This is a genomic window from Priestia sp. ST2, assembly GCF_055810735.1.
This window is the reverse complement of the sequence record NZ_JBVVNT010000015.1, coordinates 35,832-49,430: the sequence shown is the minus strand read 5'-3', so window position 1 is coordinate 49,430 and position 13,599 is coordinate 35,832. Positions and strand designations below refer to the sequence as shown.

Annotated in this window: 12 protein-coding genes; 9 read left to right on the top strand and 3 right to left on the bottom strand. The window is 32.6% G+C overall.

The window, feature by feature from the left end:
• Window positions 1-604: 604 nt before the first annotated feature.
• The 4 genes from AC0KUU_RS29085 (at window position 605) to AC0KUU_RS29070 (ending at window position 3,203) form a co-directional block, all read left to right on the top strand.
• Window positions 605-1,441 (top strand): TrmB family transcriptional regulator, encoded by an 837-nt coding sequence (locus tag AC0KUU_RS29085; protein ID WP_456318173.1) that lies wholly within the window; start codon window positions 605-607, stop codon window positions 1,439-1,441.
• Window position 1,442: 1 nt separating this feature from the next.
• Window positions 1,443-2,063, top strand: coding sequence for a LysE family translocator (locus AC0KUU_RS29080; RefSeq protein ID WP_456318174.1), 621 nt, complete (start codon window positions 1,443-1,445; stop codon window positions 2,061-2,063).
• Between the two features lies 1 nt (window position 2,064).
• Window positions 2,065-2,796: an alanyl-tRNA editing protein gene (locus AC0KUU_RS29075; protein ID WP_456318175.1), complete on the top strand. Its 732-nt coding sequence runs from the start codon at window positions 2,065-2,067 to the stop codon at window positions 2,794-2,796.
• Between the two features lie 137 nt (window positions 2,797-2,933).
• Window positions 2,934-3,203: a hypothetical protein gene (locus tag AC0KUU_RS29070; protein ID WP_456318176.1), complete on the top strand. Its 270-nt coding sequence runs from the start codon at window positions 2,934-2,936 to the stop codon at window positions 3,201-3,203.
• Between the two features lie 500 nt (window positions 3,204-3,703).
• Here AC0KUU_RS29070 and AC0KUU_RS29065 read toward each other — a convergent pair whose 3' ends face one another.
• Together AC0KUU_RS29065 and AC0KUU_RS29060 are read right to left on the bottom strand one after the other, a co-directional pair.
• Window positions 3,704-4,177 (bottom strand): hypothetical protein, encoded by a 474-nt coding sequence (locus tag AC0KUU_RS29065; RefSeq protein ID WP_235568876.1) that lies wholly within the window; start codon window positions 4,175-4,177, stop codon window positions 3,704-3,706.
• Between the two features lie 645 nt (window positions 4,178-4,822).
• Window positions 4,823-5,656: an STAS domain-containing protein gene (locus AC0KUU_RS29060; protein ID WP_473453998.1), complete on the bottom strand. Its 834-nt coding sequence runs from the start codon at window positions 5,654-5,656 to the stop codon at window positions 4,823-4,825.
• A gap of 521 nt (window positions 5,657-6,177) precedes the next feature.
• On the opposite strand from AC0KUU_RS29060, the gene AC0KUU_RS29055 reads away from it, so the two are divergent.
• Together AC0KUU_RS29055 and AC0KUU_RS29050 are read left to right on the top strand one after the other, a co-directional pair.
• Window positions 6,178-7,107 carry a DMT family transporter gene (locus AC0KUU_RS29055; RefSeq protein WP_456318178.1) on the top strand — a complete coding sequence of 310 codons (930 nt, stop codon included), beginning with the start codon at window positions 6,178-6,180 and terminating at the stop codon, window positions 7,105-7,107.
• A 50-nt stretch (window positions 7,108-7,157) separates the two neighbouring features.
• Window positions 7,158-7,718 (top strand): cysteine dioxygenase, encoded by a 561-nt coding sequence (locus tag AC0KUU_RS29050; protein WP_456318179.1) that lies wholly within the window; start codon window positions 7,158-7,160, stop codon window positions 7,716-7,718.
• Window positions 7,719-8,783: 1,065 nt separating this feature from the next.
• On the opposite strand, the gene AC0KUU_RS29045 is transcribed toward AC0KUU_RS29050, so the two are convergent.
• A complete protein-coding gene (locus AC0KUU_RS29045) occupies window positions 8,784-8,924 on the bottom strand; it encodes a hypothetical protein (protein ID WP_179883880.1) in 141 nt (46 codons plus the stop codon).
• 709 nt (window positions 8,925-9,633) lie between these two features.
• Here AC0KUU_RS29045 and AC0KUU_RS29040 point away from each other — a divergent pair.
• The 3 genes from AC0KUU_RS29040 (at window position 9,634) to AC0KUU_RS29030 (ending at window position 13,478) form a co-directional block, all read left to right on the top strand.
• Complete coding sequence (locus AC0KUU_RS29040) at window positions 9,634-10,686, top strand: Gfo/Idh/MocA family oxidoreductase (RefSeq protein WP_456318180.1); 1,053 nt, start codon at window positions 9,634-9,636, stop codon at window positions 10,684-10,686.
• Window positions 10,687-10,864: 178 nt separating this feature from the next.
• Window positions 10,865-12,289: a sugar porter family MFS transporter gene (locus AC0KUU_RS29035; RefSeq protein ID WP_473453995.1), complete on the top strand. Its 1,425-nt coding sequence runs from the start codon at window positions 10,865-10,867 to the stop codon at window positions 12,287-12,289.
• Between the two features lie 193 nt (window positions 12,290-12,482).
• The gene (locus AC0KUU_RS29030; RefSeq protein ID WP_456318182.1) at window positions 12,483-13,478 is read left to right on the top strand and encodes a LacI family DNA-binding transcriptional regulator; all 996 of its coding nucleotides are present in this window, start codon (window positions 12,483-12,485) and stop codon (window positions 13,476-13,478) included.
• Window positions 13,479-13,599 lie beyond the last annotated feature (121 nt).

Here is a 13,599-nt window from a genome sequence, read left to right as displayed (position 1 = left end):
ATAAGTTGATGGGCTTTATCTTTTCTATATGAATTGCTAGTCTAACTAACGCGTTTTTTAATTTTTGATTCAGGTTTGATTAGTAGAGAAGATAAAAATTCATAAATAATTGAAAATACCAAGGGCTATTTACTCTCCTTCAGTTTGTATTTCATTTAGCTCAGATGTAACTATAAAAACAAAGGTTTAAAAATGTTTTTTATTACATTAATCAATTGAGCAGATTGCATAGCAACATCATACAGATAGATTATAATAAAAAAAGCGTATTTCACATAGTCCTATTTTTAAAAAGTTAGTAAAATTTTTTTCCTTTATTCAAAATGTCTTTAATCTTAAACTGTAACTAGTTATAGTTTAGTATAATTTTGTTCAAAATGACGTAATTGCTTTCCTATTCATAACGTTATAAGTTTACAAATAAAAAGCCCTTATTATAGTAGAAATAAGGCTTTTTAGCATGGTATTTCCGATAAACAACATTATGTTAACCGTGGACATATATGTTCTACAATTAAAAAAGCTCTTCAAATTTATAGAAGTTGCTATTTTTTTTGATTTATTTTATAGTAGTAAGGTTCATTACAACTAAAAGGAGGCTATCATGGAAAAATTAATTGATTCTCTAATGGAAATCGGTTTTTCAAAAAATGAAAGCAAAGCTTATCTATCATTATTAAAGCAATCACCTCTTACTGGTTACGAGATCAGTAAGCAGAGTGGAGTTCCAAGATCTATGATTTATCAATCAATTAATAAATTAGTGGCGCACGGTGCTATCAATGAAGTTCGTTCTGATCCGTTAACTTATACGCCTGTACCACCGAACGAGTTTATTGAGCGTTTACGACATGAGAAAACGGAAACGTTTGATTATTTGCAAGAGAATCTTGAGCAAATTCAACATCCACCAGAAGTTCATGTTATTCGTCATATTCAAGAAAGGTCAGCTGTGATTGACCGAATGAATGACCTTATTTCAAAAGCAAATCAAGAAGTATGGTTATCTGTCTGGGATTCCGAGTTAGATGAGATAGAACCATATGCAAAAAAAGCAACAGAGGCCAATGTCCAATTTTATTCACTTTTATTTAACTGTCAGCCTACAAATCATTTTGGACGTGCTTTTTATCATCATCCCTCTACTGCTAATATCGAAGAGCAGCGTATGAATCAACGGTTAACAATTGTTGTTTGTGATGATAAAGAAGTAATGATTGCCGGTTTTTCAAAAGATATGGTTCCGACAGCCGTGCATACACAAGATCCTATGTTAGTCTTATTGGCCAAAGAATATATCCGTCATGACATTATGATGAAAGTAATGAGTGAGCATTCTTCAGAAGAGAAAATGAATCAAATTTGGAAAGGTGACTCAGACCTTTTCTATATTGTGACGAATGAACTTTTAAACAAAAAGAACAACAAAGGAGAGGCCTAATATGTTTTTAGAGATATTTTTAATCGGAATCTTATCTGGTCTCTCTCCTGGGCCAGACTTTTTTCTTGTGATGAAAAATAGTTTAGGTTTTGGGCGGCGTATAGGAATTGCAACAGCACTAGGTGTTGCTTCAGCTTTGTTCGTTCATGTCACATACACGATTTTAGGTTTCACCTACATTATCGAAAAAATTCCAAGTGTATTTATAGCTATTAAAATAGCTGGGTCCCTTTATTTATTATGGTTAGGGTTTCATGCTATTCGCTCCGTTAAACAAAATAAAGAACCCACAGAAAACAAACTAAAAATAAATACTGATAAAAATGTTAAACAAGGGTTTCATGAAGGCTTTATCTGTAATGTATTAAATCCAAAAGCCGCACTCTTTTTCTTAAGTATTTTTTCTCAATTTATTTCAGCTGATACGGCTAGCTGGGTACGTTGGATTTATGGAACCGAAATCGTTGTAGCTGTTGGTCTATGGTTTACGTTTATCTCAACAGTTATTTCTTATCAAAAGTTTAGAGATTACTACGAAAGATACAGTCATTGGTTTGATAGATGTTTAGGTGCTATTTTAATTTATTTTGCAGTCTTTATTGTCTATTCAACGATTCATTGATATGGAGGAACCAAAAATGGAAAAAGAAATATTTCTAGAGAACAGTTATCAGACAAGTTGTAAAACCTTTATTAAAGAAATTAACGAAAACAAAGTAATTTTAAATCAGACCGTTTTTTATCCAACAGGTGGAGGACAACCATTTGATACAGGCGTTATAGAGCAAGGAGATCATGAAGTCGAAGTCGTGAAAGTAAAAAGAGAACAAGGTGAAATAGTTCATTATGTGCAAAATGCAGAAAATCTAACTTTAGGAGAGGCAAAGGCACACATCGACTGGGATCGACGTTATCGATTTATGAGATACCATACGCTTTTACATGTAATTGCAGGTCATCTTTATAATAAATTTGGTGCTTTAGCTACTAGTAATGAGATTTATGAAGATAATCGAGCAAGAATTGATATTAAATTTGAAGAAGAGATTCCGGAAGACTATTTCACTGTAATGGAGAAAGAAATACAAGACATTATAGAAGAAAATCATTTGATTTCGACTCGTAGTCTACCGAGAGAAGAAGTCGAAAAAATCCCTGGTTCCATTAAGACCGTGATTAACCTTCTGCCCAAGTCTATCCAGACCATTCGATTAGTAGAAATTAATGAATTAGACGAACAAGCTTGCGGTGGGACTCATGTAAAGTCTACCAACGAGATTGGCTCATTTTCATTTACTAAAGTTAAAAATAAAGGCAAAAATGGAAAGAGAATTGAAGTTATACTGAAGGATTAAAATTTATAGATCATCATAAAAAAGAGCCGTTTATTATCTAAAGGGCTCTTTTTTTGACTTCCTAGAATACGTTTTATGTTAACGGATAGATAAAAAATGGTATCATTAACCATATTTTTAGTTCTTGGAGGACCAAATTGAAAAAACGTTTTAGTCAATACTCCTTATGGTTATCGTTGCTTGGAATCGTTATTGGGGTGGGACAATATTTCACATCAATATATAGCTCAAATATTCTTTATGCAGGAATGGTCATTTATCTTATGGGCTTTTCATGTGGAGTAATAGCTTTTGGAAAACATGAAAAAGGGCTAATGAAATATTTTAGTTTGACCTCTTTTGTTGTAATTCCATTACTTATCATGTTAAGTATGCTATTTTTTGTAATGAATTTTGGTGAAAATTAAAAGAAGCTAGCATGCTAGCTTCTTTTTGTTTCCTAGAGGGCACATTATGTTAACTAATCTTGTATACGATATACAGCTGAAAAAACAGAAAAAACCTACTGGCCATGTGTATCAGTAGTTTTTTCTGCTACATTTATTTTATTGAAAGATCGAAAAGTTACAGCTTATTGAGTAGTTTGTTCATTTTACTATTTATTATTCGTGCTATAATTATCAAAAAAAAGGAACAAACTTAAAAAAGATTGTTCCTTAAAAATTCAATCCAGCTTAATACTTTACCCTTATGATTGAAAATGAAACATAAAATATATTTTTCTTCCTAAAAACTCCATTATGGTAACTAAAAATTTATGAAGTATAAAGCTTAAATATAGATAAATACTGCTTTCGTATAGTAATTTTTCTGTTACTCAGATACCTTATGATTGAGTACTAATGTCTCAACACATCTTTATTAGTTTTACTTATATGTAAATCTTTACTGTTTTTATCCTAACATTCTAGGTTCTTTTGCAGGATAAAGTGTTATCTTTTACATACATTTCATAATGTCCATTTATGTAACTTGATACTTTTAAATTGAGTAAAAGAGCCTTGAGATTAATTGTTTCTTCCGTATCTAATCCGCACTCTTTTGCTAGCTCTTCAATTTCGCCTTTACTAATTTGGATGTTATTTTCCAAATCAGTTACTGTCTCTTTACTGTATTGAAAAGGAACTTCATCTATAACTTCTGTAATTAGTTGATCTTGTCCTTCATATTCTAATCTCCCTTTGGCTGCAGAGTGTTTTCCAATTAATACAGCCTGCTCTTTTATATCCGAAAGGAGAATCATCAATCTAATTCGTTGATTCACAAGAATACGTTGTTTATCAAAAATAGAGATAATTTTGGTTTGATAATCATCCATAGTTAGGTGAAGTTGATATTTCGCTTCTCTTATTACTTCTTCACTGTTTTTAATAAGTATCATATTTAAATCCTCTGCCCCCCGTATTATATGTACTTTCATTATAACAAACTAAAAAGGGAACATCATTCCCTCTAATTAAACCAGCGATCCATCTATTAATTCCGCGAATAATTAACATTCATAATATTTACATCAAAGATCATTTCTTTATTAAAACATTTAGTTGGCTTTACAGATCTAAGGAAAGAAACTACATCTCCCTTTTCTTATGTAAGGATCTGCCCCTCGGTTAGGGGAAACTTTCAATAAAATTTCACTTAGCAACGATGGGGTTATTTTGTTATGGCTTATTTGATTATATGTTCGCGTGTCCTTTAACCTACACTTGCAGAAAAATTAAAGGTTTATAAAATGGTAAACATGACTCGTTTTCAGTTGTTTGCTTTATCAATTGCTATATCCATTATCAATTACTTATATCAGCTGTTTATAAAAGAAGCTTTAAAGAATAAAGGTGAAATAAAAAAGTTGTTTCTGATAAATCACATTGCGGTAACTAGAAATGTATAAAATATACAGCTTGAAAACAGAAAAACCTACCTCTTCCCAGTCAAAAGAGGTAGGTTTTTTCTGTTACACATATCTTATCAAAGGAAGAATGCCTTGCGGCATCTTGAGTAGTTTGCTCAGGATATATAAAAACATTTAAATTAAAGATCCTGTAAATGAATTCGTATATTGAACAGCTTGATGTAAGCTAGAAAAACTTCTAACTCCCTCAACCTTTATTCCTAAGCTTACCATGGTTTGAGCGATTTCCGGACGTATCCCACTGATAACCACTTCAATTCCTAATAACTGTAGCCCAGCTATTACTTTAAACAGTTGATCTGCTACCATCGTATCAATAATAGGAACGGCTGATAAATCAATAATAAGCCATTTTAATTTATATTGACTTCCTTTCTCTAAGGCACTCTCCATCAAATATTGGGCTCGTTTAGTATCTAAATCACCTACTAAAGGAAGGATCCCTATTTCTTCTGTCATACGAACAACGGGAACAGATAATTCATCAATGGCATATTGAGCATAATTTATTTTTTCAGTGTGATCTTTTACATACGACTTACTTACAAATTGAATGGCATTATCTACAATGCTATTAAAGTGAGAAATGATCTGATAAAAAGCATCGAGGGAAAAATCATTATTCTTTGCTTCTTCTTTTATTATTTCTCCGATTACATCTCGATAATAGCTAACCTCCTCTAAAGCTAGGTTTAATGGTAGTCCATGATTGACTAATAAATTAGCCATATTGTTTCCCCACTGTGCTATAACTTCATTTTCTGCCTCTTTTTCCATCAAAAGGGAATCAGCATAAGTGGTAATAAGGTCCAAGCGAAAAGTAGTCAACTCTGTATAGATATTATGAGACGTTGCAAGATCTAGTCTTTTATCTTCAGCTAACTTTTCTTTTCGTTGCAAAATTGTTTCTTTAATTGCATGTAATTTTTCTTGTTGTATATACTGCAAAATGCCCCTCCTTTTATCTTAGAAAGCAAATAGTCCTCTAATAGATGAGGATTAGAGGACTAAGCATATTGAAAAATGTATTGATAATGATGAAATGTTAAGTTGCTTATATTCTTTATTTAGTTGTATAGTGCCCCTAAATCATAACATATCTTTATGACAGAACTATTTCAAACGAGTTACAATATATGTATGAAATTGACCTTTTTTTACATTGTGGTTGTGTTTACGTTTAGAAAAATCGCCTTCCTGGAAAAGACTTTATGTTAAGTAAATCATAAAGTACTTAATATAAATAATTAGTTTTATCATTTACTCTTAGTAACGACAGATTAGGGTTTTTTCTATAAGTTACATTTATAGGTGCTATGGAGAAGGTTAAAAGAGGATTATAAATATGAGAAATGCTAGAGTTTCCAACATTTTTTTAAGATTGGAATGAATTTTTTTCATTTTCTTTTAGAAAAGGCATATGTTAGTTAATAGAAAATACCTTTATTGTTGAAAGGAAAATTGTTCCTATGATTGCGTCAAAGGTTAAATTTGCTGCCTCGTTATATGCACTAATGTCTATTAGTTTTTGGGGGATCTCCTTTGTTTCTACCAAAGCTGTCTTAGATAAGCTTGATCCATATACACTCCTTGTTCTTCGTTTTGGAATTGGGGCACTTTTTTTATTGGTATTATTAGTTCTAAAGCGATATCCATTAAACATTCCACTTAAGTATATTCCTCATCTGATTGTGTTAGGTATCCTTGGGGTGTTCGTTCACCAAGTGATTCAGGCAACAGCACTTCTCACAATAAATGCTTCTTCAGCAGGGTGGATTATTTCGTTTTCTCCTGTATTTACGTTAATTCTCTCAGTATTCTTTTTACATGAAAAGATGACCGTATTAAAAGCATCAGGGATGATTGTAGCCATCATTGGAGTTTTACTGGTGACCACTTCTAGTAATCAGCAGTCCTTTCAGCTCCCAATCAATGTTGGTTACCTGTTAATGATTTTAAGTACGTTAAACTGGGCAATCTATTCTGTCCTATTAAAAAGGCTACATATCCAAGTTCCCTCTCTTGTTGTTACGTTTTATATGTGTTTAATAGGATTTACTCTAACGACTCCCTTTCTCGTAAGGAATAGGGGATGGGAGATCATGCCTTTTTTAACGAGCGTGGAGTGGGCTCATTTATTATTTCTCGGTGTATTCGTTTCAGGTGTTGCCTATTGGTACTGGGCAAAGGCATTAGAGGTTTTAGAGGCGTCCCAGGTATCTGTGTTCCTGTATTTAGAACCAGTAGCGACATTAATAACAGCCATTCTACTATTACAGGAAAAGATTATTCCCGTAACTATATTAGGAGGCATCATAATTATAATGGGAGTTATTTTAGTTAATGGAAGACTATTAACTTTTTTAAGATACTTGCCATGGAGGAACAAAAATTTGTAACTATATTGAAACTACCAAATTTGTTCTACCCATAAGGAGGTAATGTTTGTATGAGCTTAATTGAACAGATAAAGGATATTTTAGATAAATTGAATTCCCCTACCGAATTGGAATTAAGAGAGGCTCTTTTGGCTTTAGATATAAATTTTAACGAGTTAAAGCCACTATTGCAGTCGGCAGAAGACAAGCCGTATTACAGAAAACTTCTCTACCAAAATGACGAAGTAGAATTACTTGTTATGAATTGGTCGGGAATAGAATGTGCTCCTCACAATCACGGTCGTTCATATGGATGGATCCAAGTAGTGAATGGCACAGCTATAAATACGGTTTACGAAGTAAAAGAAAACCAAATGCCGGAAGAGCTGTTTTCCCAGTGTCAGGGGGAAGGAAGAATTTTTTTTGCTCCCAAGAAAGGAGTGCATAAGATGAATAGTGCAGAAGGTACGGGTCTCGTCACTCTTCACCTCTACTCTCCACCGATTAAAGAGATGATGGTTTATGATTTAAAAACATGCGCTGCGTGCATTGTATCGGATGATTGTGGAGCATGGTGGCCAGAACATCTTCGTCAAAAGGTAAGAGAGATTCAATTAAAGAAGAGAGAATGATGTTTGTTGACCCTTGGAATATTTCTCATGCCGAAACGAAACAGATGTTAAGTCCAGCCAAAGGAAGTGCATTATGAGATTTTCTCCCTTACAGTTGTTCAGCTACCTTAGTAAGAAAACTACGAACATAAATTGTTAATTTATCAGGACATCATGTAGAGGGTTAACACAACTCATTTTGAAGAGTTAGCTAAGAGATTGCATAATATTTTAGATGGTTACGAGGATAAGATACAGCAAGAAAATTCATGGAAACCCAGCTAATATAATAACGATATTAGCTGGGTTTTTGTCACCAATCACAATAATAAAGATTATGATAATTTCAGTATAAATAAAGTATTTCGTTAAATTGATTAGTTTTACCATTACAGAAAGTATATAATTATTCGATGTTAATAAATTTTAGATAATATAATTTTAATTAAAAATAAAATATAAACTTATTTTATCTAAAACAGTAAATGTATAAATTCTATTTTAAAAATTATAGTTTTACTACTTACTCTTGATAACGACAAATTAATAGTTTTTTTAATCGTAATATATAGATCATATAGTTCTATAAAAAATGATATAAATTTAAAAGATATAATTGCTTTTATATAAAGCTAATTATATTTTTTAAATAAAAGTAATGATTAACGTATTTTATTAAAAAATGCGTTAACAGTTACACATTTTGTAGAAAAAGTATGTATTTGTCGTCACTAAGTGTAAATAATAAAACTTTATTTTTTATAAGTTAGTTTATGCATTTACTTATATGTATAAACTATATTTACTTTTTATCCTTAATAAATGTTACGTTATTAAAGGTTTAGTAGGGTTAAATTATTATATAATTCGTACTCAATTATGATATATTTACTAATTTCTTGAAAGGTAAGTAAAAGATAGATTAGCAAGTGATAAGAAGTAGAAATTGTGATTTTCCCGATGGGAGTGAATATTTAGAAGAAACACCAATAGGCGACCCATTCCTTCTGTTCAGAAAGATAAAGTCACCTACACAATTTTCCCATTCATTATTAGTTATCCTTTCAGTTTTTCATATTTATCAATTTATTGATTTACATGTTCCTGTTCTAACTGATTTACTACACCTTCTTGACATTCATTAATAAATAGATAAGTAAGGTACGAGTGTAAGTCAAATCGTTCTTCCTTAATAAATGTAGAGAAAATTTGGTTATGTTCGCTCACCAGTTTGACCTCCTTTGTTCAATCTCTTATTTTTCATTATTGCCTAACTAGCAATCTCTTATACATACAAATCAATAAATTATTTTGTAGAATAAGCTATTTTTATCTTGTACTGGCCCTACCTACGCCATATACAATGACAGCCACGCTTGCTACCCAACCTAATTCTTATTATAAATGTAATCGCTTACAAATTCGAATTATAATAATAGAATATTATGATTTTTTAACAATGGTAGGGAAATCATGAAAGATACTTATAAATAGCTAAGAAAATTAAATGATTAGAACGAGACTTTATATGTGAAAGTATGGGAACAAAATCAAATTAGCTGTCCGCAACAGTATACATGTTTATTTACCATAATATTTTTACAGGCTTTTCTTTCATAACAAAACGGTACATTAACCAACTTTTTGAATTATTCATAACCGATTTAAGGAAAAGGTTTTCCTTAAAATAGTTATTTTTATTTCTTATAAAAATATACATGAGTTTAAAAGTGAACCAATCCACTAATGGTTAATTACCTATTTAAAGTGCCTATATACTGTTAAAAAAGGATTTAATATTTAAATTCGAAAAATATTGACTTTTTTACAAGAAGCTAATTATAATAAAAACCATAAGGAAAACGTTTTCTTTTTTATTTTTTATGTTATTGTTTCAGAATATTCTAATTAAATTATTGGAAGGCAGTGATTGATAATGAAAAAAGTTAAAGTTGGAATCGTCGGATTAGGGAGATTGGGAAGAAAACATGCAGAAAATTTAGCATTTCGAATCCCGAATTGTGAATTACTGGCCGTTTGCAGCGTTATCAGAGAAGAAGCTGAACAGGTACAAAAGGAATGGGGAATTAAATACGCCTACACTAATTACGAGGATATGATTCAAAACAAAGAACTTGATGCAATTCTTATTGCTTCCCCATCAGGTTTTCATTGTGAACAAATTGAAAAAGCCTTAAGTGCTAAGTTACATGTTTTTAGTGAAAAGCCTCTTGGTTTGTATTTAGAAGAAGCGTTACAGGTACAAGAAGTCGTTAACAAACATACGGATAAGGTTTTTATGGTTGGGTTTATGCGAAGATATGACAAATCATATGCATACGCAAAAAAGCAAATTGAAGAAGGAAAAATAGGAGATCCTGTTTTGATTCGTTGCTATGGTCTTGATCCTACAAAAGCAATTGATGGGTTCATGACATTTGCTAAGAACAATTATAGTGGTGGTTTATTCTTAGATATGGCTATCCATGATTTGGATTTAGCTAGATGGTACTTAAATTCAGAAGCTAAACAAGTATGGGCTATTGGCGGGTCTTATGGCTATCCTGAAATTAGAGAATTAAATGATGCAGAGACGGGTGCTGCCTTAGTGAAATTCGAAAATGACACGATGGGTATTTTCGTTGCAGGTCGTAACTGTGCACACGGATATCATATTGAAACAGAAATTATCGGTACAAAAGGGACTTTAAGGATCGGAACAACCCCAGAAAAGAATATGGTAACTGTATTTGATGAAAATGGAGCGATAAAAGAATGTTCAGATGGATTCTTGGAACGATTTGAGCAGGCATACTTAAGTGAAGTTGAAGAGTTTATCTCTTGTATTAGAGAAAATAGACAGCCCAACGTCACAGTAGAAGATGGAGTATTGTCCACTGCTTTAGGATACGCTTGCAAAGAATCATTTGAAACAGGAGAACTGGTTTCAGTGCAATCTCCTTACAAAGTTGTACCATCATCTTTATGATTTAATAGCCACGCTATCACCTATTAGGGTACTAGTATTTGTTTTCCGAAGTCCCCTCTAAATAATTGAAAATTGTTTCTCTCAATAATGTAAACGTTATCAAAAATTTAGTTTTCTACTAACTTTATAAGCTCGTAAACATTACTTTTTATGTTTGATATGGGTAGGAGGAAAATGGATGTACATAGAGACAAAAGGGAAGAAACAAGACCCTAAAAGAATGGTAAGAAAAATTGCCTTTATTTCCACATTCGGTGGTCTGCTCTTTGGATATGATACTGGCGTTATAAATGGGGCATTACCGTATATGTCAGAGGCAAACCAACTTGATTTAAATCCGTTTACACAGGGACTCGTCGCTAGTTCCCTTTTATTAGGTGCAGCTTTTGGTGCATTATTTGGCGGACGTTTGTCAGATTATAACGGTCGTCGTAAAAATATCTTATATCTAGCACTGTTATTTTTTATAGCAACCCTTGGATGCACCTTTGCTCCAAATACTACGTTAATGGTCGTTTGTCGGTTCATTTTAGGAATTGCTGTAGGTGGTGCATCTGTAACTGTTCCTACTTTTCTAGCTGAAATGTCACCAGCTGAAATAAGAGGACAGATTGTTACACAAAATGAATTAATGATCGTTACAGGTCAGTTTTTAGCTTTTACATGCAATGCAATCTTGGGAAATGTATTAGGAGATGTAGGGCATGTTTGGAGATTCATGTTAGTTATTGCATCATTACCAGCTGTTGTTTTATGGTTTGGAATGTTAATCGTTCCAGAGAGTCCACGTTGGCTTGCGTCAAAAGGTAAAATAGGTGATTCCTTAAGGGTGCTTAAACAAATCCGTGAAGAAAGTCAGGCAAATATAGAACTGAAAGAAATTAAAGCGTCAGTTGACGAAGAGTCCAAATTGGAAAAGTCTAGTTTTAAAGATTTGTCTACTCCTTGGGTACGTCGCATTTTATTTTTAGGAATTGGAATTGCTATTGTTAATCAAATTAACGGTGTGAACGCTATTATGTACTATGGAACAGAAATACTTAAGAATACAGGGTGGGGAACCAAAGCAGCGTTAATTGGAAACATTGCAAATGGTGTTATTTCGGTAGTTGCGATGCTGGTTGGAATCTGGTTACTTGGTAGAGTAAGAAGACGCCCGATGTTGATTATTGGCTTATGTGGTACTACCACTTCTCTATTTCTTATTGGTTTTTTCTCTTTTATTCTCAATGGTTCCGCGGCTCTCCCTTATATCGTTCTCTCTTTAACGGTTGTGTTTTTAGCTTTCATGCAAGGGGCTATAGGACCTGTAACATGGTTAACACTGGCGGAAATATTTCCGTTACGGATGCGTGGTCTTGGTATGGGTTTTAGTGTATTTTGGATGTGGATTGTTAATTTCTTAATCAGTTTATCGTTCCCTGTGTTACTTAGCACTATAGGCTTATCTACCACTTTTTTGGTATTTGGCGTATTAGGATTAGTAGCAATTGCATTTGTGAATAAGTATTTACCAGAAACCAAAGGAAAATCACTTGAAGAGTTAGAATACTATTTTCGCTCATACGGTGATCAAGAATTACAGAGCAAACAGGCAAGATAATTTCTTAAGGACCACTCTTTAATATGTACAGTAATTATAAATGACGAACGGACAATGGCAGACAGCTTCGCTTTAGGCAAAGCTGTCTATTTATTAAGGGGTATAATTTATATGCTATAATAAATAAAATTAATCTATTGTGATACAGACCTATTTACAAGCTAAATATCTAAGTGAAAGGAGGGGGAACCTTATGAAAATAACTATTCGTAGTGTGGCTCAAGAAGCAGGTGTTTCCATAGCAACGGTTTCAAAAGTCGTCAATCATACAGGAAAGATTAGCGAAAAGACAAAAAAGAAAGTCCTAGTAGCAATGGAGAAACTTAATTATAAGCCTGATGCAGCTGCGGCTTCTTTAAGAGGGAAGCGAACAAAATTGATTGGTTTGCTTGTCCCAGATATATCTAACCCTTTTTACTCTGAAATTGCAAGGAGTATTGAAGATCGCAGTCATGAATTGGGATTAAACGTTATGATGTGTAACACAGATAATGAGGTGAAAAAGGAAAGAACATACTTATCTTTGCTGACTAGTCAACGAGTAGATGGCTTAGTAGTTGCCTCAGCTTTTAGAAGTACGCATTTGCTTGAAGAAATGATAAATAAGGGAGTCCCTAGTGTATTAATAGCTTCAGAAATACCTAGCTTGTCTATAAATACCGTAACAGTTGATGATTATAAAGGTGGATACTTAGCTACTTCATATTTATTATCTTTAGGACATAAGAAAATTGGAATTATTTCAGAAGATGTGCGAAGTAATACACCACGTTTAGCAGCATACAAAGATACAATTCAAGAAGCAAAACTTCCTATAAGAAATGAATACATAATAAAAACAGAAGCTACTATTCAAAAAGGATATGAAAGTGCTAAGCAGCTTCTTTCGTTAGACGATAAACCTACTGCTATCTTTGCGTGTAATGATTTATTAGCAGCTGGTGTCATACAGGCTGCTAAAGAAGCAAATCTAAATCTTCCTGAAGATTTATCAGTTATAGGGTTTGATAATACTGTGTTGTCTACTACTACTTCTCCTATGCTTACTACGGTTTCTCAACCCATAAAGGAGATGGGATCAAAGGTAGTCGATTTATTGCTTCAAGAAATGGAGGAATCTAAGCTTCATAAAGAGCGCTTACTTCTATCTCCTAAATTAGTTATTAGACAATCAACAGCTTATCTTTAGTCGAAATACTTTTCTAACCTAAATTTACTATCTATAACGCGAATTTTTCTGTTTTCTTTTAATCATCTTATTCTGATTATCATTTAAAAATTTGAAGAATAAGTAACAATGACCATTTCCT